This window comes from Streptomyces sp. NPDC043996 (genome assembly GCF_056435225.1).
Genome location: NZ_JBWKEY010000019.1, coordinates 136,366 through 162,663, shown reverse-complemented (window position 1 = coordinate 162,663; position 26,298 = coordinate 136,366). Strand labels below are relative to the sequence as shown.

Genomic DNA, 26,298 nt, shown 5'->3' with positions numbered 1-26,298 from the left:
TCCTTACGCCCTCCAGGGAAGCGTGACGTCGACGACGGTGGGGCCGCCGTCGGGGCTGGACAGGGCGAGGTGCCCGTCGACCGCCCGCACCCGGTCCCGCAGCCCGCTGAGGCCTGAGCCCCGCGCGGGGTCGGCGCCGCCGGTCCCGTCGTCGCTGACGCGCACGCGCAAGCGGTCGGCGTCGCGGGCGACGACGACCTCCGCCCGGCTCGCGGCGGCGTGCTTGGCGATGTTGGTGAGCAGTTCGCAGACCACGTAGTACGCGATCGACTCGGCCCGCGGAGTGGGGCGTTCCGCGAGCCGCGCGGACAGCTCGACGGGGACCGGGCAGCGGGCCGCGATCGCGCTCAGGGCGGGCTCGATGCCCTGTTCGGTGAGGATCGCCGGGTGCAGGCCGCGGGCGACGTCGCGCAGTTCCCGCATGGCCTCCTTGGCCTCCTGGTGCGCGGCGAGCACGAGATCGCGCGCCTTGTCGGGGTCCCGGTCGAAGCGGGACCTGGCCCGGCCGAGGGTCATGGCGACGGACAGGAGCCGCTGCTGCGCCCCGTCGTGCAGGTCCCGCTCGATGCGCCGCCGCTCGCGCTCGGCGGCGTCGACCATCCGCGAGCGGCTGTCCTCCAGGTCCGTCATCCGGCGTACGAGGTGCTCGACGCGGCCCGCGCCGAGCAGCCGCTCGATGAGCGCGGACTCCGCCCGCGCCAGCGGCCCGCCGAGCCACAGCGCGCAGCCGAGCGCCGCGACACCGAGGGCGCCGCAGGCGAGGGCCGGGGCCGGGGACCCGACGCGGACGCCGAGCAGCGCGGAGCCGTCGGGCAGGAAGGGCGCGAGGAGGGGAAGGAGCGCGAGCAGCAGGCCCGCCGAGAGGAGCCCCGCGAGGAGCCCGCCCACGCCGAGGCCCCACAGGGTCATGACGGCGGTGTAGCCCAACTCCCGCCAGGCGCGGGCGCCGAAGAGCCGCTCCAGGCGCTCCTTCCACCCCTTGCCGGGCACGGCGGCGGGCTCCTCGACGGCCACGTCCCGCAGGAGGAACAGGCGCCGGCGGTCGGCCCGCGCGGCCAGGGCCGCGAGCCGCATCGCCAGGGGCAGCAGCGGCAGGCCGAGCAGCAGCACCGGGGTGAGGGCGGCGCCGAGGCAGAACACGGTGACGGGCACGGCGTACAGGGGGGGTCAGCGCCAGCGTCGTCAGCACCTGCAGCTGGCAGTCGAGCGTCTCCCGGCTGAACGGCCCCTTGCGCAACGGCCCCCGGGCGAAGCGGCGCAGGGCGGCCAGCACGCGCGGTGGTCTCGGCCTCATGACGCCCCCTCCGGTCTCGGTCCGGTTGATCTTAGGCAGGGCGGTGGGGCCGCTCCGAGCGTGCTGGCGCGTGCGTCGCGGGTAGTGCCAGCACTACCGCCTCCGGCCGGGACCTTGCATACCAACCAGTCGGTCTTTCGCGTCACGGCGTCGGTCTTTCACGTCGCGGCGGCTGAATCCTGTCCTGTCGCAGGACAGTTCCGCTCGCGGCCTCCGGGCGGCTCTACGCGAGTCCGGCACCGAAGTTGAGGGGCGCATGCGATTTCCGCGCGCGCCTCCTCGTTTCGCCGACACCGAGGTTTCAGGCCAACTCCGGTGGCGTAGAGGTGAGATGCCGCCGAGTCCGAAGCCGTCACCGGGCCGCAAGCCTCGCGCGGTGCGTACGTTCACCGGCCGTCAGGCCGGTGCTGATCACTGGAGGGCGTGGACCGCGCACCCGCGCGGTCCGCCCCACGACCCCCACAACGGGTTCGCGAGAGCCCCGCACTAGGAGGAACCCCTCATGCGCAGACGATTCGCCGCGTTCGCCGTGGGCGCCGCCGCCGTCACCCTCACCACCGGCCTCGCCGCCGCGCCCGCGTCCGCCGTCCCCGCGGACAAGGCGCAGGTGCTCAGCCGCTGGACCCAGACCGACGCGGGCAGCTACAACACCTGGGTCTCGGCCCGCAACAACCAGGGCGCCTGGAGCGCCTACCAGTTCAACTGGTCCACGGACTACTGTTCCTCGTCCCCGGACAACCCGTTCGGCTTCCCGTTCCAGACGGCTTGCGCGCGCCACGACTTCGGCTACCGCAACTACAAGGAGATGGGCACCTTCAGCGCCAACAAGGCCCGTGTCGACAGCGCCTTCTACGCCGACCTGAAGCGCGTCTGCGCCGCCTACAGCGGTGCGAAGAAGGTCTCCTGCGACGCGCTGGCCTGGACGTACTACCAGGCCGTCGACAAGCTCGGCAAGGTCGCCCCGCAGGGCGAGAAGAACGCCGCCTGATCCGTCACGGTGAGGGGCGGGGGCGCCGCACGGCGCCCCCGCCCTCCTCGTGGCCGAGCAGCCCCGCCTCATGGCCGAGCGGGCCCGTCTCGGGGGCGAGCAGCCCCGCCTCGTGCGCCACGATCGCCGCCTGGACGCGGTTGGCCACGCCCAACTTGGCCAGGACGCGGCTGACATGGGCCTTCACCGTGGCCCCGCTCATGAACAGGTCACGCCCGACCTCCGCGTTGGACAGGCCGTCGGCCACGGCGCACAGCACCTCGCGCTCGCGGCCGGTGAGCGAGGCGAGCCGCTCGCGGGCCCGCGCGCGGCGCGAGGGGCCCCTCGTCGCGTAGCGGTGGATGAGCCGCCGGGTCACGGTGGGCGCGAGCATGGCGCCCCCGGCGGCCACCGTGGCGACGGCGGCGATCAGATCGCGCGGCGGCGTGTCCTTGAGCAGGAAGCCGACGGCGCCCGCGCGCAGCGCGTCGAGCACGTACGCGTCCAGGTCGAACGTGGTCAGCATGACGACCTTCGGCGCCCCCGCCGCCGCCGTCACGCGGGCGGCGGCCGCGATCCCGTCCACGCCGGGCATCCGGACGTCCATGAGCACCACGTCGGGGCGCCACCGCGCGACCGCCCGCACCGCGTCGGCGCCGTCGGCGGCCTCGCCGACCACGGTCAGCGCGGGCGAGGTCTCCACGATGCGGCGAAGCCCGGCGCGCACCAACGCCTCGTCGTCGGCGATCAGTACGCGGACCGCCGCGTCCCCGGCGCCCGCCCCGGCCCCGCTCACGGCGCCTCCCGGCGCGCCGCGGCCGGGACGAGGGCCCGCACCACGAACCCGCCGCCCGGCCCAGGACCCGCCCGCAGCCTGCCGCCCATCAGCTCCAGGCGCTCCCGCAGCCCCACCAGGCCGAGGCCGCTGCCCGGCAGGGACGCCGTCGGCGCGCCGGGCGGGGCGGAGTCGGACACGACCACCTCCAGGCTGTCCGGGCGATAGCGCACGGTCACCACGACGGAGGCCCGCCCGGCGTGCTTGTGCACGTTCGTCAGGGCCTCCCGCACCACACGGTGCGCGGCCCGCTCCACCGCGCCGGGCAGCGGCCGGGGCGCGCCCTCCCGCCGCAGCTCGACGGCGAGGCCCGCCGCGCGGGACGCGTCGAGCAGCCGGTCGAGCTCCGTCAGGCCGGGGGCCGGGGCGCGCGGGTCGGGCGGGCCGGACAGGCCGGACAGGCCGGACAGGTCAGACAGGTCAGACAGGTCAGACAGGCCGGAGGGGTCGGCCGGGTCAGCCGGGTCGGGCGCGGTGTCGGGGGAGCGGAGCACGCCGAGGACCTCCCTGAGCTCGGTGAGCGCCTCGCGCCCGGTGCCGCGGATCAGCTCCGCCGTGCGGACGGTCTCGCCGTCGCGGGCCGCGACCTCCAGGACCCCCGCGTGCAGCACCATCAGGGACACCTTGTGGGCCACGACGTCATGCATCTCCCGGGCGATCCGGGCGCGTTCGGCGGCGCGCGCCTGCTCGGCGCGGGCGGCCTGCTCGCGCTCCAGGGCCGCGTGCTCCCTGGCCAGCGCGGCGTGCTCGCGCTCCAGGCGCCCCGCGCGCTCCGCGAGCGCGGCCACGACCTGCCGCCGGGCCCGCACCCACAGGCCGACCACCAGCGGCGTGCCGATGACGAACAGCGGCGAGACGCCCCGCTCCACGGGCGTGATCGCGTGGTCGGGCCCGAGCGCGAAGTCGGTGCCGAGCGCGCGGTGCAGCGCGGGCACCCCGACAAGCAACGCGCCGCCCACCGCCGCGAACAGGGCGATGTGGCCGCCGCGCCGCAGCGTGGTGCCCGCGTAGTAGGACGCGGCGAGGAAGCCGGGCCAGGTGGAGAAGAGCAGCGCGCCCGCCGCGGTCGCCGCGAACAGCGGCCAGGTGCCGCGTCGCGCCACCCCCGTGGCCAGCGCGGACACGGCGGCGCAGGCCACGATCGCCGCACCGCGGCCGAAGCCGCCGGACCCGCCCGCCGCGTCGGAGTAGAAGACCAGCGTCACCGCGAACATCGCGACGCCGCTCACCCACGCCACGGACGCGTCCGCGCCCCGCGCCGCCTTGAGGGGGACCGGCGCCGCCACCGCCTCGCCGAAGTTCACGCCGGAAGTCTAGGAAGCCGCCCCCGGGCGGCACATCGGCCGATGGTCGTCACGCGTGCTACCTGAGGATGACCCCGCCCGGCGCCGATGAGCCGATGCGCACGCCCCGCCCCGAAGGACAGCGTGGTCCCGACGACCACACCAGTGAGCCAGGAGCGGGGACAGCCGGATGAGACGAACCAGGGATGGCCGCGGGCGACGCGGGCGACACGGACGGCTCGGGCGACACGGACGGCTCGGGCGGCGGACGGCGGCCGCGCTGTGCGCCCTCGCGGCGGCGCTCACCACCGGCGCCGCCCCGCCGCCGGGACCTCCAGACCCCGGGCCCGAGCAGCTGTACGTCGCCCCGTGGGGCCGCGACTCCTGGCCCGGCACCGCCGAGCGCCCCTTCGCGACCCTGCCCCGGGCCCAGCGCGCGGTGCGCGAGCGGGCGCCGGACGCCGAGCGGGACCTGGTGGTGAACCTGCGCGGCGGCACCTACCGGCTGCGCGAAACGCTGCGCCTGCACGGCCGCGCCGACTCCGGGCGCGGCGGCCACCGCGTGGTGTACCAGGCGTACGGCTACGGCACGTCGCACCAGGAGCGCGTCACCCTCAGCGGCGGCCGCCGCGTCGGCGCCTGGCGGCCTCCGGCGCGGCCGGGCGGCGCCTGGCGCGCCGACGTCGGGAACCTCCACACCCGTCAGCTGTACGTCGAAGGACGCCGCGCCCCGCGCGCCGCCCTCGGCAAGGGCCTGCCCGGCACCGTGCGGGAGACGGCGTCGGGATACGTCACCGACAGCCCCGTACCCCGCTCGTGGCGCGGCGCGCGGGACATCGAGTTCGTCTACACCCTGCCGCTGTGGGTGGACGCCCGCTGCGGCGTCGCGGGCATCGAGGGATCGGGGCGGCGCACCGAGATCACCATGGACCAGCCGTGCTGGCGCATGGCCCGCGCGCTGTACGAGGAGGACGGCGAGCCGCTCGGCGGGCCGACGGACATCGTGGCCAGCCCCAGCTTCCTGCGTGCGGGCGGCAGTTGGCACCTGGACCGCTCGCGCCCGGGCCACCACGTGCTGCACTACCAGCCGCGGCGCGGCGAGGACATGCGGCGCGCGGAGGTGATCGCCCCCGTCCTGCGGACCCTGGTGAGCGGGACGGGGCTGCGGGACGTCGCCTTCCGCGGGCTGACCTTCGCGCACGCCACCTGGCTCGCCCCCGACGAGCCCGGCGGGTTCGTCTCCGCGTGGACGCTGTACAAGCGGCCCGGGGTGCGCACCTGGCTGACCATGCCGGGGAACGTCGTCCTGCGGGGCGCCGAGCGCGTGACCCTCGCGGGCAACCGCTTCACGCACCTGGGGGCGCAGGCCCTGGAGCTGTCGCGGGGCAGCTCGCACAACACGGTCGTGGCCAACGAGTTCACCGACGTCTCCGGCGGCGGCGTCCTCCTCGGCGTGCTCCCGCCCGACGTCCGGGGCGTGCACCGGGGCAACCGCGTCACGGACAACCGGGTGCACCACGTCGGCGCGGAGTACCGGGGCGCCGCCGGCATCTGGAACACCGCCACGCAGGACACCACCCTCGCCCACAACCAGGTCAACGACGTGCCCTACACGGGCATCCTGTCCGGCGCGGAGACCGATGTGCCCGGCGTCGCGCACCGCACCCGGATCGTCGGCAACCGCGTCTTCCGCACGAACCGGGTCCTCGCCGACGGCGGCGGCGTGTATCTGCGCGGCGTCCAGGGCCGGTCGTACGCCGACGGCGCCCTCGTCCAGGGCAACGTCGTCACCGACGCGCGCGGCAGCGACTTCGCCATCGGCCTGTACACGGACGACGCGAGCCGCTTCGTGACCGTGCGGGAGAACGTCGCGCACTCCTACCCGGCGTCGATCGGGGGCTGCGACGAGCCCGGACGACCCGTGCGCGACCTGCGCTACCTGCGCAACTTCTGGGACGACGCCGTCCCCGACGCCATCCCCCGCCGCTCCTACCCAGGCGCCTGGCCCACCGCCGCCGACGGCTGCGGCGACCCCGCCCGGCTGACCTTCACGGACAACACCGCGCTGGCGCCCGCGGACCCGGGCCGCGCCTGCGCGGCGGTCCCGGCCTGCGCCGCGGTCCTCGCCCACGCCGGTCCCCGCCCGCGCGCGGGGCGCTGACCGGCGCCGTCAGCCGGGGAACTCGCCGGGCGTGTGGGCGCGCGCGAGGCGCCCGCGCAGATACGGGAGCATGCCGCGCTCCAGAAGAGCCTGCTGCCAGGCGTCGCGGGCGCGCTCGGCCGCCGGGTTGCGGACCCTCAGGCGCCCGCTCCGCGCGGTGTGGTGGCGCAGCGCCGTGGTCAGCAGGCCGGACAGGCCCACGGCCGTGCTGACGGCCGTGAGCACGGCGCTGATCCACCCGGCGCTCACCAGTGAGGCGCCCAACTGGCTCTGGGGTGTGACCAGTTGGATGCCGTACCCGAGCAGCAGGAACACCACGGCGGCGATGGCGGAGAGCAGCGGCGTCAGGACGGCGAGCGAGGGCAGCAGGAGCCCGGACCGCGCCTTGGGCCGCACCGGGAACGTCCCTTCGGCGGCGCGGGGCCCGGGCACCACGGAGGCGCGGGCCCGCAGGTACAGCCGGTACTCGGGGGCGGCGGCCGCGGTTATCTCGGCGGCCGCCGCCCACGCCTGGGCCCGCAGCCGCTGGCGGTCGTGGCCCATCGGGCCCCGCTCCAGGGCGGTGCGGACGTCCGTGACGTCCAGGGCCAGGTTCAGGACCCACTCGAAGTCGGCCCGGTCCTCAGGGCGTAGGTGTCGTGGGCTCGTCACGTCTTCTTCCTGGCGCTCGTGGTGGTCGGGTACCGGCGGCGCAACTGCCGTGCGCTCCCCCCGAGTCGCGGGGGAGCGACGTCGGCCGCGTGGCGCTCGGGCACTAGAATCTACAGCAATGTAGAGGCCTGGCGGGGGCGATTCCCGGTCACGTGCGGGTGAATTCGATCTTGCTGGGTCCCTGCCGCCCGAAACGGGATCAGTACGATGTGGCGCGCGTCGTACGGGCGCGGACCGGACCGGAGGGAGCGGGGCATGGCGGACGGCGGACGCGGCCGACCCGGGGCGCGGCACCGCAGGCGCGGGCAGGGCGAGTTGGAAGCGCTCGTCCTCGCGTCCCTGCACGAGGCGGGCGAGGCGGTCAGCGCGGCCTGGGTCAAGGACCGCCTCGGCGGCGACCTCGCGTACACGACCGTCATCACGATCCTCACCCGGCTCCTCGCCAAGGGCGCGGTCACCCGCGAGCGCGTGGGCCGCTCGTTCGCCTGGACCGCGGCCTCCGACGAGGCCGGTCTCGCCGCGCACCGGATGCGCAAGGTGCTCGACGGCGAGCGCGACCGCGAGGCGGTCCTCGCCAGCTTCGTCACCGCCCTGTCGCGCGACGACGAGCGGCTGCTGCGGGAGCTGCTGCGCGACGCCGAGGCGGGGCGGGACGACTGACGCCGCATGGGGGTCTTCATCTTCCTGCCGCTGGTGCTGCCCCTGACGGCGTGGCCGGTGGCGCGCCTGGCCGAACAGCGCCTGCATCCAAGGCTCGCCACGCGCCTGCTCACCGGGGTCGCCGTGGTGATGGCCGCCTGCAGCACGGTGAGCCTCGGCCTGCTGATGGTCGTGGGCACCGCCCAGCTCCCCGGCAACCCGCTGCCCGACGGCTGGTCCGACCCCGAGGTCCGCGAGGCCGTCCCGGGCGAGGAGGTCGTCGGCAAGGTGGCCATCCCCGTGCTGCTCACCGTGGCCGTGGGGTGCGGGCGGGTGCTGTGGCGCCACCGCCGGGTGCGCGAGCGCGCCCACCGGGCCGTCGCGGGGCTGCCCGGCGCGACGGTCGTGGTCCTCGACGACACCGTCCCCTACGCGTACGCGCTTCCCGGCGGCCGGGCGCGGGACCGGATCGTGGTGTCCGCGGGCATGCTGTCCTGCCTCCAGGCCCCGCAGCGCCGGGCCCTGTTCGCCCACGAGCGGGCCCACCTCGCGGCGGGCCACCACCGCCATCTCCTCGCGGTGCGGCTCGCGGCCCGCGCCAACCCCTTCCTGCGCCCGCTGCGCACGGCCGTGGCGTACACCACCGAGCGGTGGGCCGACGAGGAGGCGGCGGGGGCCGTCGGCGACCGCAGGACGGTGGCCCTCGCCATCGGCACGGCCGCCCTTGTCTCCACGGGGGCACCCGCGCCGACCTTCGCGGGGCTCGCCGCCACGGGCCCGGTGCCGCGCCGCGTGGCCGCGCTCCTCGTCCCGGCGCCGCTGGCGCGCAGCTGGCCCTCGCTGTTCACGTCCGTGGGGCTCGCGGCCTGGGCCGCGGCGGCCGGGACCATCGCCTCCGCCATGTCATCGGCGAACTCGGCGGTGACGATGGTCCTCATCCTGCACGCCGCCACCCCGCTGTGAGACGGGGCGCCGCCTTCAGGTGTTCAGACGTTGACGCCGTAGTCGGAGGCGATGCCGCGCAGGCCGCTGGCGTAGCCCTGGCCGACGGCGCGGAACTTCCATTCGGTGCCGTGGCGGTAGAGCTCGCCGAAGACCATGGCGGTTTCGGTGGAGGCGTCTTCGGAGAGGTCGTAGCGGGCGATTTCCTGGTGGTCGGCCTGGTTGACGACGCGGATGAACGCGTTGCGGACCTGGCCGAAGCTCTGGCCGCGGGTCTCGGCGTCGTGGATGGAGACGGGGAAGACGATTTTGGTGATGGTGGCGGGGACGCCGGCGAGGTTGACCTTGACGCTTTCGTCGTCGCCTTCGCCTTCGCCGGTGAGGTTGTCTCCGGTGTGTTCGACGGAGCCGTCGGGGCTGGTGAGGTTGTTGTAGAAGACGAAGTGCTGGTCGGAGACGACCTTGCCGGAGGCGTCGCAGAGCAGGGCGCTGGCGTCGAGGTCGTAGTCGGTGCCGGTGGTGGTGCGGACGTCCCAGCCGAGGCCTATCAGTACGGCGGTGAGGCCGGGGGCCTCCTTGCTCAGCGAAACGTTGCCGCCCTTGTTCAGGGAAACTCCCACTGCACCCTCCATCGCTCGTCGCGTCGTGTCCGCGCGCCCTGTCCGTGGGCGAGGAGGCCCGGGGCAAGGACGCCCGGGGTCAAGGACGCCCGGCGCCGCGGAGAGGTTGCGCCGCCGGGCCCCGCGATCCGACGGCGCACGCGCGGGCGGACCGCGCCCGGGGCGCGGCCGCCGCTCCGCGCCCGCCGGAGCGACCGGGTGTGGTCCCGGCCATAGGGCGTGCTTTGCGATTCCTTTACAGTGGGTGTAGAGGCGGCGCCGGCCGCCTCCCCCACCCGCTCGCGCCGGTACCCCCGGCGCGTTCACCGACCCTCGACAAGGAGCCACGGACCCGCGATGGGTGAGCCTCCCAGTACCAGCCGTGCCATTCCCCGCCCGCAGCCCACGCGCCAGGGATCGGGGGTGGCACGGTGACCGAGGTCCTGCTGCTGCTCCTGGCCCTGCTGCTCACGCTGGCCTGCGCCGTGTTCGTGGCCGCCGAGTTCTCCCTGACCACCGTCGAGCGCGGTGACCTCCAGCGCGCCGCCGACGCGGGCGAGCGGGGCGCGCCCGGCGCCCTGAAGGCGGTGCGCCGCCTGACGTTCCAGCTGTCCGGCGCGCAGCTCGGCATCACCGTCACCTCGCTGGTGATCGGCATGCTCGCCGAGCCGTCCCTCGCCGTGCTCCTGCGCGGGCCGCTGACCGCGGCCGGGCTCGGCGGCGCGGCCCCCGCCGTCGCCACCGTCCTCGGGGTCACGCTCTCCACCGTCGTCCTGATGGTCGTCGGCGAACTGGTGCCCAAGAACTGGGCGATCTCGCGCCCGCTGGCCGTCGCCAAGGTCGTCGCGGGCCCCCAGCGCGGCTTCACCGCCGCGTTCGGGCCCTTCATCCGGCACCTGAACAACACCGCGAACCGGTTCGTGCGGCGCCTCGGCCTGGAGCCCGCCGAGGAGCTTGCCTCCGCCCGCACCCCCGACGAACTGGTCGCCCTTGCCCGGCACTCGGCCGCCGAGGGCGCCCTGGAGGCGGACTCGGCCGAACTGTTCGTGCGCACCCTGCACCTGAGCGAGCTGACCGCCGAGAACGTCATGACCCCGCGCGTGGACGTGCGGGCCCTGGAGGCCCACGCCACGGCGCAGGACGCGGCCAACCTCACCTACGCCACCGGCCTGTCCCGGTTCCCCGTCTACCGCCACAGCCTCGACGAGGTCATCGGCACCGTCCACATCCGCGACGTGCTCGCCCTCGACCCGGACGCGCGCCGCCTCACCCCCGTCACCGACCTCGCCAGCGAACCGCTCCTGGTGCCCGACTCCCTGCCCGCCGACCGGCTCCTTGAGCGCCTGCGGGCGACCCGCACCATGGCCGTCGTCATCGACGAGTACGGCGGCACGGCGGGCGTCGCCACCGTCGAGGACATCGTCGAGGAGGTGGTGGGGGAGGTCCGCGACGAGCACGACCCCGAAGAGGCCCCCGACCTGTGGCCCGCCGCCGGGCGCGAGGACGGCACGGCGGTGTGGGAGGCCGACGGCGGCGTCCGCATCGACCAGCTCACCCGGATCGGCCTGACGGCGCCCGAAGGCCCGTACGAGACCGTCGCCGGGCTCATCGCCACCCGCCTGGCCCGCATCCCGGACGTCGGCGACACCGTCGACCTCGACGGCTGGACGCTGGCCGTCGAGGCCGTCGAGCACCACCGCGCCGACCGGGTCCGCGTCACCGCGCCGGTGGCGCGGCCGGTCCTGGAGGACGTCCGATGACCACCGTGCAGCTCCTCGTCGGCGCCCTGACGCTGCTGACGAACGCCTTCTTCGTCGGCGCCGAGTTCGCCCTGATCTCCGTGCGCCGCAGCCAGATCGAACCCCGGGCGCAGCGGGGCGAGAGCCGGGCCCGGATCACCCTGTGGGGCATCGAGCACATCTCCGCGATGATGGCGACCGCCCAACTCGGCATCACCGTGTCCTCGCTGGTGCTCGGCGCGGTCGCCGAGCCCGCCATCGCCCACCTCCTCGAGCCCGCCTTCCAGGCGGCCCACGTCCCCGGCGCGCTCGTCCACCCCATCGCCTTCGTCATCGCCCTGGCGGCGGCGACGTATCTGCACATGCTGGTCGGCGAGATGGTGCCCAAGAACCTCGCGCTCGCCGCCCCCGAGGCGACCGCGCTGGTCCTCGGGCCGCCCCTGGTCGCGCTCACCCGCGCCCTGCGGCCCCTGGTCTTCGGCGTCAACGCGTTCGCGAACGCGTTGCTGAGACTCCTGAAGGTCGAACCGAAGGACGAGGTCGAGGCCGTCTTCACCGACGACCAGCTCGCCCGCATGGTCATGGACTCCAGCCAGGCGGGCCTGCTCGCGGGCTTGGACGGCGAGCGGCTGCGGGACGCCCTGGAGCTGGGCACCCGGCCCGTCGGCGAGATCCTCGTCCCGGCCGCGCGCATGCGCACCGTCGACGAGGCCGTCACCCCCGCCCAGTTGGAGCGCGTCGCGGCCCGGGCTGGCTTCTCCCGCTTCCCGGTCACCGCCGCCGACCAGACGCTGCTCGGCTATCTGCACATCAAGGACACCCTCGGCGTCACCGACCGCGAGCAGCCCTTCCCGCGCGCCGCGCTGCACCCGCTGACGCGCGTCGGCATCGACACCCCGCTCGACGACACGCTCACCGCGCTGCGCGCCATGGGCGGCCATCTCGCCGCCGTCACGGGCGACAAGGGCACCGTCATCGGCTTCGTGACGATGGAGGACGTCCTGTCCGAACTGGTCGGGCCCGCCCCGGACCCGGATCCGCAGCCCGCCGCCGCGTAGCACACCCGGCCGGACGGCCGCCCGTCCTGCGCCCCGCGCGAACCACCCCCCGCGCGGGGCGCATGCGCATGCGAAGCCTCACACGCTGGAGGGTTGTTCGGGGCGCACGAGAAATGAGAGTGTGCTCGCGATGTCCAGTCACAGCACGCCGCTCCCAACCTCCCTAAGACGCATAAACGAGGACGCGCGTTCCACGCGTTCCTCAGGGAGGCGCCGTGCACAGTGACACCTTGAAGCTCGCGGTCCCGCCCTCGCTGGGGCAGGTTCCCGCGCGGCCGCCGGTCGAACGGCAGCCGGGGCCCGCCGCCCCCGCGCCCAAGCCGGTGCCCAAGCGCGACTCGTTCTTCGACAACGCCAAGTACCTGGCCATCGTCCTGGTGGCGATGGGCCACGCCTGGGAGCCCCTGCGCGACGACAGCCGGGCGGCCGCCGCGCTCTACATCAGCGTCTACACCTTCCACATGCCGGCGTTCATCGTGATCTCTGGCTACTTCTCCAAGAGCTTCGACGCCGCGCCCGGCCGGATGCGGCGCCTCGTCACCGGCATCGCCGTTCCCTACGTGCTCTTCGAGATCGCGTACACGCTGTTCAAGCGGTGGGCGGACGACGACCCGGCCCAGCCCATCAGCCTGCTCGACCCCTGGTACCTCACCTGGTTCCTGGCGGCCCTGTTCATCTGGCGCCTGACCACCCCGCTGTGGAAGGTGCTGCGGTGGCCGGTGCCGGTCGCGCTCGCCGTCGCCGCCCTCGCCTCGGTGTCCCCGCACATCGGCGACGACGTCGACTTCCAGCGCGTCCTGCAGTTCCTGCCGTTCTTCGTCCTCGGCGTGTGCCTGAAGCCGGAGCACTTCCAGATGGTGCGGCGGCGCGAGGCGCGCCTGCTGGCCCTGCCGATCGGCGCCGCGGCCCTGGTGTGCGCCTACTGGGCGGCGCCCCGGATGAACGCGGCCTGGTTCTACCGCCGCGACGCCGCGCAGGAACTGGCCGCCCCCGCCTGGACGGGCCCGCTGATGACGCTGGCCCTGTTCGGCTGCTCGATGATCCTGGTGGCGTGCTTCTTCGCGTGGGTGCCGGGCCGGACCCTGTGGTTCACCGCGCTCGGCGCGGGCACCCTGTACGGCTACCTCCTGCACGGCTTCCTCGCCAAGGGCTCCCGCTTCTGGGACTGGTACGAGCACGACTGGATCCACCAGCCGCTCGGCGAGGTCGCGGTGACCCTCGCCGCGGCCACCGTCGTCACGCTGCTGTGCACCCCGCCCGTGCAACGCGCCTTCCGCTTCGCCATGGAGCCGAAGCTGGAGTGGGCGTTCAAGGAGCGCCGCACCAGGGGCGGCAGGCACGCGGGCGGACCCCGAAGGGCCCGACGAACGGCATGAACGGTTCGGCGGAGCCGCCCGTGGTCCACTTCGTGCGCGACGCGCCCGCGAAGGACGACGGTGCGGCCCGCCAGACCCTCGCCGCCCTCGACCCCGGCGGCCGCACCGTCGGCAGGCTGGACTTCCAGATCTGCCACGTCTGCCGCCGCGGCCTCATCCACACCATCGACGTCGTGGTCCGCTGGCGGGACCAGGGCGTCGCCCGCGAGACCCTGCACGTGCTGCTCGCCCAGGCCTGCGGCGGCGACTACTCCTGGTCCACCACCCGGCAGACCCGCGACGGGCGCGGCTTCTTCGCCACCATGGAGGAGGAGACCGAGGTGGCCTTCCCCGCCGACGCCACGAAGTGCGCGCACATAAGGGCGCGCGGGCGCGGCTCTCCTGACGGACCATAGGACCTGACGGGGCGCCAAGACGCCCCGGGGCAGGGGAGTGGGATGACGGAACAGCCAGCGGAGCGGGCCCGGGAGCGGGCGCTCGCGATGTTGCGCGCGGCCGGTGCCGAAGGCGTCGAGCACCCCGGGGGCACGCTCTTCGCGCATCTGGTGCGCGTCAGCGACCTCCTCGCCGCCTGGGGCGCCCGCCCGGCCCTGGTGTCGGCCGGTCTGTGCCACGCGTTCTACGGCACCGACGGATTCCCGGTGGTCCTCCTCGACGTGGGGCGCAGGGCGGAGCTCGCGGCGGCGATCGGCGTCGAGGCCGAAGCGCTCGTGCACCTGTACGCCTCGTGCGACCGGGACGCCTCCCACCCCGAACTGGCCGACGACGAGGGGACGTTCGTCGACCGCTTCACCGGCGGCCGGGTGCACCCGGGCCCGGCGGAGCGCCGGGACTTCGCCGAGCTCACCGTCGCCAACGAACTGGACATCGTCGCGGTCAACCCCGAGGCCCGTGACCGGTACGGGGCGGACCTGCTCGCGCTGTTCACCCGGTGGCGGCCGCTCCTTTCCGAGCCGGCCCGCGCGCACTGCCGCGACCTGCTCGGGGACCCGGGGCAGGGCTGACCTCCGGTCCCTGCCCACAGGGGCGGCGGCCCGGTTGTGGCCCCGAGCGCCATAGGGGCCGCCCGCACCGGCTCCTACAGTCCCAGCGCATGACGAAGACCAGAGCCGCACCCCACGACCGCCGCCGCCGGGGCGGGCGCGCCCTCGCCGCCGCCCTCTACGCCCTCCTTGTCGCCCTGCCCTTGGTCGCGGCGCCCCGCGCCACCGCGGCCCCGCCCGTGACCGGCGCGGCACCCGGCCGGGCGGCGGCGCCCGTCCAGGAAGTCACCGGATTCGGCACCAACCCCGGCCAGCTGAGGATGTTCCGGTACGTGCCGGACGGGCTGCCCGCCGGGCGGCCGGTGGTCGTCGCCCTGCACGGCTGCACCCAGAACGCCGCCGGATACGGCACCGGCAGCGGCTGGACCGAGCTCGCGGAGCGGTGGGGTTTCTCCCTCGTCCTGCCCCAGCAGCAGACCGCCAACAACCTCTCGTCGTGCTTCAACTGGTTCCAGGCCGCCGACACCGCGCGCGGCCGCGGCGAGGCCGCGTCCGTCGCGCAGATGGTGGACCGGCACGTCCTCGACACCGCGGGGGACTCCCGGCGGGTGTACGTCACCGGGCTCTCCGCGGGCGGCGGGATGACCTCCGTGATGATGGCGGCGTACCCCGAGAAGTTCGCGGCGGGCGGCGTGGTCGCGGGCCTGCCCTACGGCTGCGCGGAGGCCGCCCTCTCGCCATGGGTGTGCATGAGCGTGGGCGGCGGGCTCGGGCCCCGGCAGTGGGGCGAGCGGGTGCGGGCCGCGCGGCCCGGCTACGGCGGCCCCTGGCCGCGCCTGACCGTCCTGCACGGCACCGCCGACGCCAAGGTGGGCGTCGTCAACATGACCGACCTGATGGAGCAGTGGACCGACGTGCACGGCGCCGACCAGACGCCCGACGCCACCGGCACCGTCGCCGGGTACCCGCACGCCGTCTACCGCTCGCCGCGGGGCGAGCCCGTGGTGGAGACGTACGCCATCACCGGCATGGCACACGGCCAGCCCGTCGCCCCGGGCAGCGGCGGCGAGCGGTGCGGCACGGCAGGCGCCCACCTCCTGGACGTCGGCCTGTGCGCGGCCCATCGGCTCGGCGTTGCCTGGGGGCTCGACACCTGACGCCGCCCCCATGGGGCTGGACACCACGCGAGCGGCCGCGAGTGTGGCGTCCGGTCCCATGGGCGCGGCCGCGCACCGCTCCTATCTTTCCGGCCATGACCAGCGGAACCCCTCCCTTCGCGTCCCACGCTCCCCACCTCGGCTCGCCCGGCCTGCGGGGCCGTACCGCCCTCGTCACCGGCGGCGGCAGCGGCATCGGCCGGGCCTGCGCGACGGCGCTCGCGGCGGCCGGGGCCGACACGCACGTCGTCGACGTCGACGCGGCCGGTGCCAAGGCCGTCGCCGACGCGATCGGCGGGCACGCGCACACCGCGGACCTCGCCGACGCCGAGGCGATCGCGGGGCTCCCCGCAGCCGTCGACATCCTGGTGAACAGCGCCGGGCTCCAGCACGTGGCGCCGCTCACGGACTTCCCGCCCGAGCGCTTCGCCCTCATCCAGCGGGTGATGGTCACCGCCCCGTTCCTGCTCCTGCGGCGGACCCTGCCGCACATGTACGCGCGGGGCTGGGGCCGCGTCGTCAACATCTCCAGCGTCCACGGCACCCGCGCCAGCGCGTACAAATCGGCGTACGTCGCCGCCAAGCACGCCCTCGAAGGCCTCAGCAAGGTCACCGCCGTCGAGGGCGCCCCGCACGGCGTCACCAGCAACTGCGTCAGCCCCGGCTATGTCCGCACCCCCCTGGTCGAGGGCCAGATCCACGACCAGGCCCGCGCCCATGGCATCGCCCCGGACGAGGTGGTCGCCGACGTGCTCCTCGCCCGCTCCCCGCTCAAGCGCCTCGCCGAGCCGGAGGAGGTCGCCGCCGCGGCCCTGTGGCTGTGCGGCCCGCACTCCGGCTACGTCACCGGCGCCTCCCTGAGCCTGGACGGCGGCTGGACCGCTACCTGACCCGCCGCCGCCCGCCCGCCCACAGCGCGAGGGCCAGGACGCTGAATGCGGCGCCGAGCACGCACACCGCCCCCCAGCCCGCCGCCGCGTACAGGCTCGTCGAGGCGAGGGCGCCGACGGCGCTGCCCGCGGAGTAGAACATCATGTAGCCGCCGATGACCCGGCTGCCCGCGTCGGGCCTGAGGGCGTAGATGACGCTCTGGTTGGTGACGTGGACGGCCTGCACGGCCAGGTCGAGCAGGACCGCGCCCACCGCGAGCGCCCACAGGGACCGGCCGGTCAGGGCGAGGGGAATCCACGACAGGAGCAGCAGCGCGAGCGCGGCGCCCGTGGTCGCGTCCGCGTGCCCCCGGTCGTGCAGGCGCCCGGCGGGCGCGGCGGCGAGCGCGCCCGCCGCGCCGACGAGGCCGAACGCGCCGATGGCGGTGTGCGACAGGGAGTACGGCTCGGCGCTGAGCGGCAGGGCGACGCCGCTCCACAGGGTGCTGAACGCGGCGAAGACGAGCAGCGCGAACAAGGCCCGGGTGCGCAGGGCCGGTTCGCGCAGGAAGAGGCCGAGCGTGGAGCGCAGCAGGCTGAGGTAGGGCAGCCGCTCGCGCGGCGCGGCCTCGCGCGGCAGGGCGCGGTGCAGGGCGGCGGCCAGGAGCAGGGTCAGGGCCGCGGAGCCGAGGTAGACGGAGCGCCAGCCCGCGAGGTCGGAAAGCAGGCCCGAGACGGTGCGGGCGAGCAGGATGCCGAGGACGACGCCGCTGGTGACCTGGCCGACGACCGTGCCGCGCCGCTCGGGCCCGGCCAGGGCGGCCGCGTAGGCGACCAGGGACTGGGTGACGACGGCGAGGAAGCCCACCGAGGCGGCCGCCGCGAGCAGCACGGGCACGCCGCTCGCCGTGCCGAGGGCCACCAGGGCGGCCGCGAGCAGCGCCGACTGCGCGGTGATCAGCTTTCTGCGGTCGATCCTGTCGCCGAGCGGCACGAGCAGGAACAGGCCGAGGCCGTAACCGATCTGCGTGGCCGTCACCACGGCGCCGACCGCGCCCTGGCCGACGCCGAAGCTCTGGCCGAGCGTGGCCAGGAGCGGCTGGGCGAAGTACACGTTCGCCACCGCCGAGCCGCTGGCGACGGCGAACAGCAGGACCGTGGCGCGCGAGGGGCCCGCGCCCCGCGCGCCGCTCGCGTGGTCGGTCTTCTGGTGCTCGACAGCCATCCGTACCCCCAAAGTGGTTTCAAGTTGATACCAGATGACCGTAAGCCCGACTGGTAGCATGTTGCAACCAGATGAGGTGGGGCCCGGGAAGGCGGCGACCATGGTGAAACGGACCAGCTTCGACGACAGCGACTGCCCGGTGGCCCGCTCGGTGGACGCCGTGGGGGACTGGTGGTCCCTGCTGATCGTGCGTGACGCCTTCGACGGCAAGCGGCGCTTCGGCGAGTTCCAGCGCGGCCTCGGCGTCGCGAAGAACATCCTCACCGCCCGGCTGCGCGCCCTCGTCGCCAGCGGCATCCTCGACCAGGTGCCCGCGTCCGACGGCAGCGCCTACCGCGAGTACGTCCTGACGCCCAAGGGCCAGGACCTCTTCCCGGTCGTCGTCGCGCTCCGGCAGTGGGGCGAGGCCCACTCCTTCACCCCCGGCGAGCCGCACTCCCGCCTGGTGGACCGTCGCGACGCACGCCCCCTCGGGCCCTTGCGGGTGCACGCCGACGACGGCCGCGTCGTGGCCCCGGACGACACCGTCGTCGTCAAGGTCGACGGCAGCCGCGCGGACCGCCCCGGCGACTGAGGCGAGCGGCCGAGCGCCCCATGGTGGCCACGCCCACCTCGGCCGTCGAAACTGTGGTGCCCCTTCACATACGCAGGTGACCTGCGCCTTCCTACGGTGTGGCGACGAAACCGTCCCCGCGCGACACCTGGAAGTGGTGCAGATGGCCTCCCCCGCAGCGGCTCCACCGCCCCCTTCGGCCGCCCCGGCCGCCACCGCCCCCGCGAAGCTGCGGCGCATCGTCGCCGCCAGCCTCATCGGCACCACCATCGAGTGGTACGACTTCTTCCTCTATGGCTCCGCCGCCGCGCTCGTGTTCAACGAGCTGTTCTTCCCCACCGCCGACCCGCTCACCGGCACCCTCATCGCCTTCGTCACCTACGCCATCGGCTTCCTCGCCCGCCCGCTCGGCGGCGTCGTGTTCGGGCACTTCGGCGACAAGGTCGGACGCAAGAAGCTCCTCGTCCTCAGCCTGCTCCTGATGGGCGGCTCCACGTTCGCGATGGGCCTGCTGCCCACCTACGCCGCCATCGGCGTGGGCGCGCCCATCCTGCTCACCGTGCTGCGCCTGGTGCAGGGCTTCGCGCTCGGCGGTGAATGGGGCGGCGCCGTCCTGATCGTCTCCGAGCACGGCGGCCCCGAGCACCGCGGATTCTGGGCGTCCTGGCCGCAGTCGGGCGCACCCGGCGGCAACCTCCTCGCCACCGGCGTGCTCGCGCTCCTCGCCGCCGTGCAGTCCGAAGCCGCCTTCGAGGCCTGGGGCTGGCGCATCCCGTTCCTGCTGTCCGGCGTCCTCGTGATGATCGGGCTGTGGATCCGCATCTCCGTCAGCGAGTCGCCGCTGTTCCTCGAAGCACAGGCCAAGGCCGCCGCCGTCGAGGGGGAGAAGGAACAGGCGCCCGTCGTCCAGGTGTTCCGCGACAGCTGGCGCCAGGTCCTCACGGCGATCGGCACGCGCTTCGGCGAGAACATCTCGTACTACGTCCTCACCTCCTTCGTCCTCGTGTACGTCACCAAGCACCTGGACCTGCCCAAGAGCACCGCGCTGAACGCCGTCCTGATCGCCTCGGCCGTGCACTTCGCCGCCATCCCCGCCTGGGGCGCCCTCTCCGACCGGATCGGGCGGCGCCCGGTGACGCTCATCGGCTCTGTGGGCATGTCCCTGTGGGCGTTCGCGTTCTTCGCGCTCGTCGACTCCGAGTCGTTCGCCGTGATCACGGCGGCGGTGACCGTGGGACTGCTCCTGCACGGCGCCATGTACGGGCCGCAGGCCGCCTTCATCTCCGAGATGTTCGACACCAAGGTGCGCTACTCCGGCGCCTCGATGGGCTCACAGCTCGCCTCCATCGTCGCGGGCGCCCTCGCGCCGATCATCGCCGTGGAGCTCCTCAAGGAGTACGACTCCTCGACGCCCGTGGCCCTGTACGTGTGCCTGGCCGCCGTGGTCACCACCGTGACGGTGGCGCTAGCCCGCGAGACCCGGGGCCGCGACCTCGCCCGCCCCGAAGGGCCGGCGCCCGCGCGCCAGGCCCCGCCCGCGCCCGCGCCGGTACGCTCCGGCGAACGCGCGTGAGGACCACGGGCCCGCGCTCGTGCCCCGTGCTCCGTGCCCCGTACCCCGTGAAGTCCCCGGAAGGCAGCCGCCCATGGCAACCGCCCACGCCCACCCCGCCGGTGGCGGCGCCGCGCCGGGCCGCGGTGACGCCGCCGCGGCCCTGCGGGAGCTGCTCGCCCTGCTCGGGCGGCACGCCCCGGCCGAGCACTTCGCCCGCCCCGCGGCCGCCGCGCGGGCGGCCGGGGCGGGCCGGTCGGACCTCGCCCTCATCGACGAGGCCACCGAGGCGGCCCTCGCCGTCCGCCGCACCCTCGACCAGCACCGGCGCCGCGAGGCCGAACTGTCCGCGCTGTTCGACACCGCCAGCGACCTGGCCGCCCTCACCGACCCCGACGCGGTGCTCCGCGCCATCGTGCGCCGCGCCCGGCTGCTCCTGCGCACCGACGTGGCGTACCTGACGCTCAACGACCCCGGCGCGGGCGACACGTTCATGCGCGTCACCGACGGCTGCGCCTCCGCCACCTTCCAGCAGCTGCGGCTCGGCATGGGCGAGGGCCTCGGCGGCCTCGTCGCCCAGACCGCCCGCCCCTACGCCAGCGCCGACTACCGCGTCGACACCCGCTTCAAGCACACCGCCGCCATCGACACCGGCGTCGGCGAGGAGGGCCTGCGCGGCATCCTCGGAGTGCCGCTGCGCGTGGGCAGCCGCGTCATCGGCGTCCTTTACGCCGCCGACCGCGCCCCGCGCGACTTCGCCCCCGACCAGATCGCGCTCCTCGCCTCGCTCGCCGACCACGCCGCCGTCGCCATCGACAGCGCGCGCCGCCTGGAGGAGACCCGCGCCGCGCTCGTCGAGCTCAACACCGCGACGGCCACCGCGCACGCGCAGAGCGAGGCCATGCGCCGCGCCGCCGAGACCCACGACCGGCTCACCGACATCGTGCTGCGCGGCGGCGACGTCGCCGACGTCGCCGCCGAGATCGCCGCGCTCCTCGACGGCGGCCTCGTCATCCAGGACGCCGAAGGACAGGAACTCGCCCGCGTCGGCGCCGCCACGCCCACCGCGCCCGAGCGCGGCGTCGCCGCCTCCCGCTCCGGCGGGCGCGCCGTGCCCGTCGACGGCATCTGGGTCTCCGCCGTCCTCGCCGGGCCCGAACTCCTCGGCAGCATCGCCCTGAGCGGACGCCCCGACCTGACCGACAGCGACCGGCGCCTGTTCGAACGCGCCAGCCTCGACACGGCACTGCTGCTGCTCCTGCGCCGCTCGGTGGCCGAGGCCGAGGACCGGGTACGCGGGGAGCTCCTCGACGACCTGCTCACCGAGGCCCACGCCACCGACCCGCGCCGCGCGGGCAGCCTCGCCCTGCGCGCCCGCCGCCTCGGCGTGGACCTCACCGAGGCGGCCAGCGTCCTCGTCCTGCACTGCGAGCCGGACCTGCGCACCCGCCTGGCCTTCCACGCGACCCGCCGCGCCCGCACCCTGCGCGGCCTCGCGGGCCCGCACGGCGGCCACGTCGTCCTGCTCGCCCCCACCGCCGAGCCAGGACCGCTCGCCGCGCGCCTGGCCGCCGAGCTCGGCGAGGCCCTCGGCACCGAGGTCACCGTCGGCGCCGCGGGCCCCGCCGCGGGAGCGGCCCTGCTGCCCGCCGCCCACACCGAGGCCCTGCGCTGTCTGCGGGCGCTGACCGCGCTCGGCCGCACCGGGGCGGGCGCGAGCCTGGCGGACCTCGGCTTCGTCGGGGTGCTCCTCGGCGAGCGGACCGACGTCGCCGGATACGTCCGGCGCGTCCTCGGCCCCGTCCTCGACTACGACGCGCGGCGCGGCACCGACCTCGTCCGCACCCTGGAGGCCTACTTCGACCAGGGCGCGAGCCCGGTCCGCGCCAAGGACGTGCTGCACGTCCACGTGAACACCGTCGTCCAGCGCCTGGACCGCACCGCCCGCCTCCTGGGCGCGGACTGGAACGCGCCCGAACGCGCCCTGGAGATCCAACTGGCCCTGCGCGTCAACCGCCTGAGCTCGAACCGCCCGCAGGAGTAGCGCCGGGGGCGCGACGGGACCCGCGGGACTGCGCGGGCACGCCGTCCAGGGTGCCGGTGGCGGGCGGCGGCACCGGCGGGGCGTCCGGGCCCTCGACCGGGTCCGTGCGGTACTGGTGCGACTGGAGCTCGAAGAGCCGCCGGAACACCCCCGGCCCCTCGGTGGCCATGAGCGTCGCGAAGTCGCCGTGCTCGACGAGCCTGCCCTCGTCCAGGACGTAGATGACGTCGGCCTCCTTGACGCTGTGCAGCCGGTGCGTCACGAGCACGATCGTCTGCTCGGCCGCGGCGAGGGCGCGGATCTTGTCGAACGCGTCGATCTCGGCCGCCGGGTCCATGCTGCTGGTGGGCTCGTCGCAGATGAGGACCGCCGCGTCACGGAAGTAGGCGCGCGCCAGGGCGATGCGCTGCCACTGGCCGCCGGACAGGTCGACGCCGCCCACGTACCCCTTCTCGCACAAGGTGTCCCAGCCGTGCGGGAGTTCGTCAAGGACGCGGTGCGCGTCGGCGTACGCGGCGGCCGCGTCCAGGCGCTCGGCGTCGTGGATCGCGCCCGGGCGGCTGATCGCCACGTTCGCGCGGGCCGTGAACGGCCACCGCTGGAAGTCCTGCGGCACGAGCGCCATGTGCCCGAACACCTCGTCCCTGCACAGCGTCCGCAGGTCGGCGCCGTCCCAGGACACGGTGCCGCGCGAGGGCAGGTACAGGCCCGCGAGGAGCTTGCTGAGCGTCGTCTTGCCCGAGCCGTTCGCGCCGACCAGGGCGATCACCTGGCCCTTGCGGACGGTCAGGGACACGTCGTCGAGCGCGGGCCGCTCCCGCCCGGGGTAGCGGAACGTCACCTTGTCGAAGACGATCTCGGCGGGCGGCTCGGGCACCGGTGTCCCGTCGGACGGGATGGCGCGCTTGCGGGCCTCGTCGCGGGCCCGCATCAGATCCGTCATGAACAGGCTCTGCTCGTACAGATGGTGAATGTTCGTCACCAGACGGCGCAGGCCCGCCGTGCCGCTCGTCATCGCGAGCACGGCCGTCGCGCCCGACGCGAGCGGCATGTGCCCCTGCGTGAGGAGCCAGGCCAGCAGGGCGTACGTGCCCGCCGCCGTCACCCCCGACACCGCCGACGTGGCCAGGTCGGTGCGGGCCTCCAGGCGCGCGAGCCGGGTCTGCTCGTCCGCCGCCTGCGCGGCCATGCGGTCGAACTGGTCGAGCAGGAACGGACCCGCGCCGTGCACCCGCAGCTCCGGCGCCGCGTCCTGCGAGATCAACAACCGCCGCAGCGCCCCCAGTTGGCGTACGTGCTCCAGCCACACCTGCACCGACTCATACGTCCTGCGCGCCGCCCGCACGGTGCCCCACGCCTTCGGCACGATCACGGCGACGAGCAGCGGAAGCAGCGCCGGGTGCAGCACGGCGAGGACCCCGCTGACCGCGAGCAGCGCCATCAGGGCCTCGACGATCCCGAGGGTGTGCTCGATCAGGCGGCGCGCCGCGGTCTGGCCGTGCTGCCCGGAGTCAAGGGCGGCGTGGAAGTCGGCGCGCTCCATGTGCTCCATCTCCACCCGGATGACCGGCTCCAGCATGGAGAGACCCGCGATGCGCTCCACCTTCGGCCCGAGCCTGCCGGAGGCCGCGAAGGACACGGCCCGCAGCGTCGCCGCGAGCGCGCTGGCGGCGGCGACCCAGAGGAGGGAAGGCAGCGCGTCCCGCACGCGGTCCGCGGTCGGGCCCGCGGCGAACAGCGACACCAGGACGCGGTTGGTGGCCAGCAGGCCGAACGCGGTGGCGGCGGCCTGCCCGAGCTGTGCCACGGCCACGACCACCAGGGCCACGGGGTCGGCGCGCCAGGCGAGGGACGCGGTGTGTCCGGCGAGCGAGGGGATCTGCCGCAGGATCGTCAGGAACGACGACCGCGGCCCCGCCCCCTCGTGCACGGTCCACCCCCAGGAACCCCGCAACCGCCCCCCGAAGAGCAGCTGTTCGGGAGGCGAGGCGAAGGCCCCGCCCGCCCGGCCGCGACGCCGCTTGCGCGCGCGGGCTCCTGATGGATGGTGCTGCTGCACGGGTGCCTCCCAGGTGACGGCGGTTCGGATGAGTGCTCGCACCACCTTCTCCGGAGAGCGGCCACTCGGGGGCGGTACAGGCGAATTCCGCGCGGGATGGGGTGAAATCGTCCTGGAATGGCGGCAGGTGAGAGCGGTGGCCCGCTCACGCGCCGGAGCCGGCGGAACCGCTCGCCGGGCCGTCCGTGCCCTCGGTGTACCCGGCGCCGTCCGTACCCCCGGTGCGCTCCGTGCCGTCCGTGCCGTCCGTGCCGTCTGCGCCGTCCGTGCCTGCGGTGTACTCCGGTCCGTCCGGGACGAGAACCACCTTGCCAGCGACCGTGCCGGACTCCGCGAGCCGCAGGGCCTCGGCCGCGCGCGACAGCGGGACGCGCGCGGCGACCTGCGCCGTGAGGCGGCCCTCGGCGAGCAGGGCGAGGACCTGCCCGAGGTCCTCGCGCAGCCGCGCGCGGAAGGCATCCGTGCGCCGCCGCCCGGCCCAGATGTTGTAGAAGTGCGCGCGCCGCGCGTTCGGCAGGGCGTTCCACAGCGCGAGGCGCGCGAACAGCTTCAGGACGGGGGCCTTCGACGAGCCGGTCACGTCGCGGGTGGAGGCCGTTCCGTACGACACCAGCGTGCCGCCCGGCGCGAGCAGCCGGAACGACTCCACCACGCCCTCGCCGCCCACGTGGTCGAAGACCGCCCGCACCCCGTTCGGGGCGAGTCCGCGCAGCCGTCCGTACAGCTCGGGGTCGCGGTAGTCGACGGGGGTGACGCCGAGCGCGCGCAGCCGGTCGTGGTGGCGGGGCGACGCGGTGCCGAGCACGCGCACGCCCGCGACGCGGGCGAGCTGGACGAGTGCGGAGCCCACGCCGCCGTTCGCGCCGAGGACCACGATGGTGTCGCCCGCCTCGACCTTCGCCGTGCGGTGCAGCATCTGCCAGGCCGTGATGCCGTTCACCACGAGCGTCTCGGCGTCCTGTGGGGCGACGGACTCCGGCACGGCGACGAGGTCCGCGGCGGGCACGAGGGTGTGGCTCGCCCAGGCGCCGGTCTTGGTGAGCGCGGCGAACCGCCGCCCGACGAGCGCCGGGTCGACGCCCGCGCCCGTGGCGGCCACGCGGCCCACCAGGTCATAGCCCGGCACGAAGGGGAACGGCGGCTGGTCGAAGTACTTGCCGCGCCGCATCTGCTGCTCGGCGAAGGAGACGCCGGTGGCCTCCATGGCGAGCAGCACCTCGCCGGGCGCGGGGGCCGGGGCGGGGCGGTGGCGCACCGCGAGGCCCTCGGGCTCGACGACGCCGGGCAGGACGACTTCGGTGACGGTCTCGGCGGGGGCCGGACTCGGCGTCGCGGTGGCCGAGGTGTGCCGCTGGGGCGAAGGGGTGTGGCGCATGGTCGGTCCTCTCTCGGGCGAGTGAGCTTCACGTGTGAGTTAGAAGCTCTAACTCGAGCATGCATCTCACCCTCCTCCCTCGTCAAGGCCCCTCTTGCTCCAGTTAGAATCACTAACCACAGCGATGGCCCATCGATCCAGCAGGAGGGACCCCGCCATGCCCATGCCGGACCCAACGAGCAGCGCCACCACCCCCCGCCAGCGCTACCGCGACCAGGTGCGCGCCGAGATCAAAGAGGCCGCCCTGGAGCAGATCCGCGCGGGCGGCGCCCCCGCGCTCAGCCTCAACGCCGTCGCCAAGCGGCTCGGCCTCACGGGACCGGCCCTCTACAAGTACTTCCGCAAGCGCGACGACCTGCTCACCGAGCTCATCAGCGACGGCTACGACGACGCTGCCGCCGCCCTGCGCTCGGCCGCCGACCGCGTCGCCGGTGCCCCGCCCCGCCGTCAGCTCCTCGCCCTCGGTGAGGCCTTCCGGGCCTGGGCCGTCGCGGCGCCGCACGTCTATCTGCTCCTGGCGGGCACGCCGTCGCCCGGCTACCACGCGCCCCCGGAGACCGTCGACCGCGCGCGGGCGGTGCTCGGCCCGCTGCTCGGCGTCCTGGGGCAGGGTGACTGCCGGGGCGCCGCCCTGGAACTGCGCGCCGAGATGCGGTTCTGGCTGAACCAGAGCCCTCCCGTGGAGGAGTGGGTCAGGAGCCACGCGCCACGGGCCGACCCCGCCACCGCGCTCGCGGGCACCGTCACCGCGTGGGTCCGGCTGCACGGCGTGGTCAGCCTTGAGGCGCAGGGCCTGTTCACGGGGATGGGGCACCGGGCGGGCACGCTGCTGCGCGCCGAGATGGACGCGCTCGCCGACCAGATGGGGCTCGCGGGGCCGGAGCGTTGAGCGCGGGGTCGCGCGGGGCAGGATGGGGGAGCCGCGCGCACGGCGCGC

23 protein-coding genes are annotated in these 26,298 nt (G+C 75.0%); 15 read left to right on the top strand and 8 right to left on the bottom strand.

Translation table 11 applies throughout. From position 1 onward, the window contains the following. Positions 1–3: 3 nt before the first annotated feature. Positions 4–1,152: a sensor histidine kinase gene (locus AC07A4_RS37475; protein WP_478607972.1), complete on the bottom strand. Its 1,149-nt coding sequence runs from the start codon at positions 1,150–1,152 to the stop codon at positions 4–6. A 644-nt stretch (positions 1,153–1,796) separates the two neighbouring features. Here AC07A4_RS37475 and AC07A4_RS37470 point away from each other — a divergent pair. Next, positions 1,797–2,282, top strand: coding sequence for a phospholipase (locus AC07A4_RS37470; RefSeq protein ID WP_478607970.1), 486 nt, complete (start codon positions 1,797–1,799; stop codon positions 2,280–2,282). Between the two features lie 4 nt (positions 2,283–2,286). On the opposite strand, the gene AC07A4_RS37465 is transcribed toward AC07A4_RS37470, so the two are convergent. Then, positions 2,287–3,057 carry a response regulator gene (locus AC07A4_RS37465; RefSeq protein ID WP_478607969.1) on the bottom strand — a complete coding sequence of 257 codons (771 nt, stop codon included), beginning with the start codon at positions 3,055–3,057 and terminating at the stop codon, positions 2,287–2,289. Continuing rightward, positions 3,054–4,400, bottom strand: a complete 1,347-nt coding sequence (locus AC07A4_RS37460) for a sensor histidine kinase (protein WP_478607966.1) — start codon at positions 4,398–4,400, stop codon at positions 3,054–3,056. Before AC07A4_RS37460 ends, AC07A4_RS37465 begins: the two co-directional genes overlap by 4 nt. A gap of 169 nt (positions 4,401–4,569) precedes the next feature. On the opposite strand from AC07A4_RS37460, the gene AC07A4_RS37455 reads away from it, so the two are divergent. Then, on the top strand, positions 4,570–6,540 hold the full coding sequence (locus tag AC07A4_RS37455; protein WP_478607963.1) for a right-handed parallel beta-helix repeat-containing protein: 1,971 nt from the start codon (positions 4,570–4,572) through the stop codon (positions 6,538–6,540). Between the two features lie 9 nt (positions 6,541–6,549). Here AC07A4_RS37455 and AC07A4_RS37450 read toward each other — a convergent pair whose 3' ends face one another. Then, positions 6,550–7,191, bottom strand: coding sequence for a hypothetical protein (locus AC07A4_RS37450; RefSeq protein WP_478607961.1), 642 nt, complete (start codon positions 7,189–7,191; stop codon positions 6,550–6,552). 255 nt (positions 7,192–7,446) lie between these two features. Here AC07A4_RS37450 and AC07A4_RS37445 point away from each other — a divergent pair, with 255 nt between their 5' ends. Together AC07A4_RS37445 and AC07A4_RS37440 are read left to right on the top strand one after the other, a co-directional pair. Beyond that, positions 7,447–7,851, top strand: a complete 405-nt coding sequence (locus AC07A4_RS37445) for a BlaI/MecI/CopY family transcriptional regulator (protein ID WP_478607958.1) — start codon at positions 7,447–7,449, stop codon at positions 7,849–7,851. A 6-nt stretch (positions 7,852–7,857) separates the two neighbouring features. Continuing rightward, positions 7,858–8,793 (top strand): M56 family metallopeptidase, encoded by a 936-nt coding sequence (locus AC07A4_RS37440; protein ID WP_478607956.1) that lies wholly within the window; start codon positions 7,858–7,860, stop codon positions 8,791–8,793. Positions 8,794–8,816: 23 nt separating this feature from the next. On the opposite strand, the gene AC07A4_RS37435 is transcribed toward AC07A4_RS37440, so the two are convergent. Then, the gene (locus AC07A4_RS37435) at positions 8,817–9,392 is read right to left on the bottom strand and encodes a TerD family protein (protein WP_478607953.1); all 576 of its coding nucleotides are present in this window, start codon (positions 9,390–9,392) and stop codon (positions 8,817–8,819) included. A gap of 410 nt (positions 9,393–9,802) precedes the next feature. Between AC07A4_RS37435 and AC07A4_RS37430 the strand changes: the two genes are divergently transcribed. The 7 genes from AC07A4_RS37430 (at position 9,803) to AC07A4_RS37400 (ending at position 16,574) form a co-directional block, all read left to right on the top strand. After that, complete coding sequence (locus AC07A4_RS37430; protein WP_478607951.1) at positions 9,803–11,131, top strand: hemolysin family protein; 1,329 nt, start codon at positions 9,803–9,805, stop codon at positions 11,129–11,131. Then, positions 11,128–12,168, top strand: a complete 1,041-nt coding sequence (locus AC07A4_RS37425) for a hemolysin family protein (protein WP_478607949.1) — start codon at positions 11,128–11,130, stop codon at positions 12,166–12,168. Before AC07A4_RS37430 ends, AC07A4_RS37425 begins: the two co-directional genes overlap by 4 nt. A gap of 254 nt (positions 12,169–12,422) precedes the next feature. Further along, a complete protein-coding gene (locus AC07A4_RS37420; protein ID WP_478608074.1) occupies positions 12,423–13,544 on the top strand; it encodes an acyltransferase family protein in 1,122 nt (373 codons plus the stop codon). Beyond that, entirely contained in the window at positions 13,541–13,939 is a 399-nt protein-coding gene (locus AC07A4_RS37415; protein ID WP_478607946.1) for a hypothetical protein, read from the top strand. Before AC07A4_RS37420 ends, AC07A4_RS37415 begins: the two co-directional genes overlap by 4 nt. Before the next feature lie 42 nt (positions 13,940–13,981). Beyond that, positions 13,982–14,548, top strand: coding sequence for a DUF6817 domain-containing protein (locus tag AC07A4_RS37410; protein ID WP_478607944.1), 567 nt, complete (start codon positions 13,982–13,984; stop codon positions 14,546–14,548). 89 nt (positions 14,549–14,637) lie between these two features. Next, positions 14,638–15,684 carry an extracellular catalytic domain type 1 short-chain-length polyhydroxyalkanoate depolymerase gene (locus AC07A4_RS37405; RefSeq protein ID WP_478607942.1) on the top strand — a complete coding sequence of 349 codons (1,047 nt, stop codon included), beginning with the start codon at positions 14,638–14,640 and terminating at the stop codon, positions 15,682–15,684. A 95-nt stretch (positions 15,685–15,779) separates the two neighbouring features. Further along, positions 15,780–16,574: a 3-hydroxybutyrate dehydrogenase gene (locus tag AC07A4_RS37400; protein WP_478607940.1), complete on the top strand. Its 795-nt coding sequence runs from the start codon at positions 15,780–15,782 to the stop codon at positions 16,572–16,574. Here AC07A4_RS37400 and AC07A4_RS37395 read toward each other — a convergent pair. Continuing rightward, positions 16,567–17,778: an MFS transporter gene (locus AC07A4_RS37395; protein ID WP_478607938.1), complete on the bottom strand. Its 1,212-nt coding sequence runs from the start codon at positions 17,776–17,778 to the stop codon at positions 16,567–16,569. The genes AC07A4_RS37400 and AC07A4_RS37395 overlap by 8 nt on opposite strands. Positions 17,779–17,878: 100 nt before the next feature. On the opposite strand from AC07A4_RS37395, the gene AC07A4_RS37390 reads away from it, so the two are divergent. The 3 genes from AC07A4_RS37390 to AC07A4_RS37380 all read left to right on the top strand — a co-directional run bounded on the left by AC07A4_RS37390 (position 17,879) and on the right by AC07A4_RS37380 (position 21,927). Next, entirely contained in the window at positions 17,879–18,352 is a 474-nt protein-coding gene (locus tag AC07A4_RS37390) for a winged helix-turn-helix transcriptional regulator (RefSeq protein WP_478607935.1), read from the top strand. A 142-nt stretch (positions 18,353–18,494) separates the two neighbouring features. Next, a complete protein-coding gene (locus AC07A4_RS37385) occupies positions 18,495–19,904 on the top strand; it encodes an MFS transporter (RefSeq protein ID WP_478607933.1) in 1,410 nt (469 codons plus the stop codon). A gap of 73 nt (positions 19,905–19,977) precedes the next feature. After that, the gene (locus AC07A4_RS37380; RefSeq protein WP_478607931.1) at positions 19,978–21,927 is read left to right on the top strand and encodes a helix-turn-helix domain-containing protein; all 1,950 of its coding nucleotides are present in this window, start codon (positions 19,978–19,980) and stop codon (positions 21,925–21,927) included. Here AC07A4_RS37380 and AC07A4_RS37375 read toward each other — a convergent pair. Together AC07A4_RS37375 and AC07A4_RS37370 are read right to left on the bottom strand one after the other, a co-directional pair. Further along, a complete protein-coding gene (locus tag AC07A4_RS37375; protein ID WP_478607928.1) occupies positions 21,893–24,028 on the bottom strand; it encodes an ABC transporter ATP-binding protein in 2,136 nt (711 codons plus the stop codon). The two genes, AC07A4_RS37380 and AC07A4_RS37375, sit on opposite strands and share 35 nt — an antisense overlap. 103 nt (positions 24,029–24,131) lie before the next feature. Then, positions 24,132–25,361, bottom strand: a complete 1,230-nt coding sequence (locus tag AC07A4_RS37370; protein WP_478607925.1) for a medium chain dehydrogenase/reductase family protein — start codon at positions 25,359–25,361, stop codon at positions 24,132–24,134. Between the two features lie 157 nt (positions 25,362–25,518). Here AC07A4_RS37370 and AC07A4_RS37365 point away from each other — a divergent pair, with 157 nt between their 5' ends. Then, positions 25,519–26,250: a TetR/AcrR family transcriptional regulator gene (locus tag AC07A4_RS37365; protein ID WP_478607922.1), complete on the top strand. Its 732-nt coding sequence runs from the start codon at positions 25,519–25,521 to the stop codon at positions 26,248–26,250. Positions 26,251–26,298: the final 48 nt, after the last annotated feature.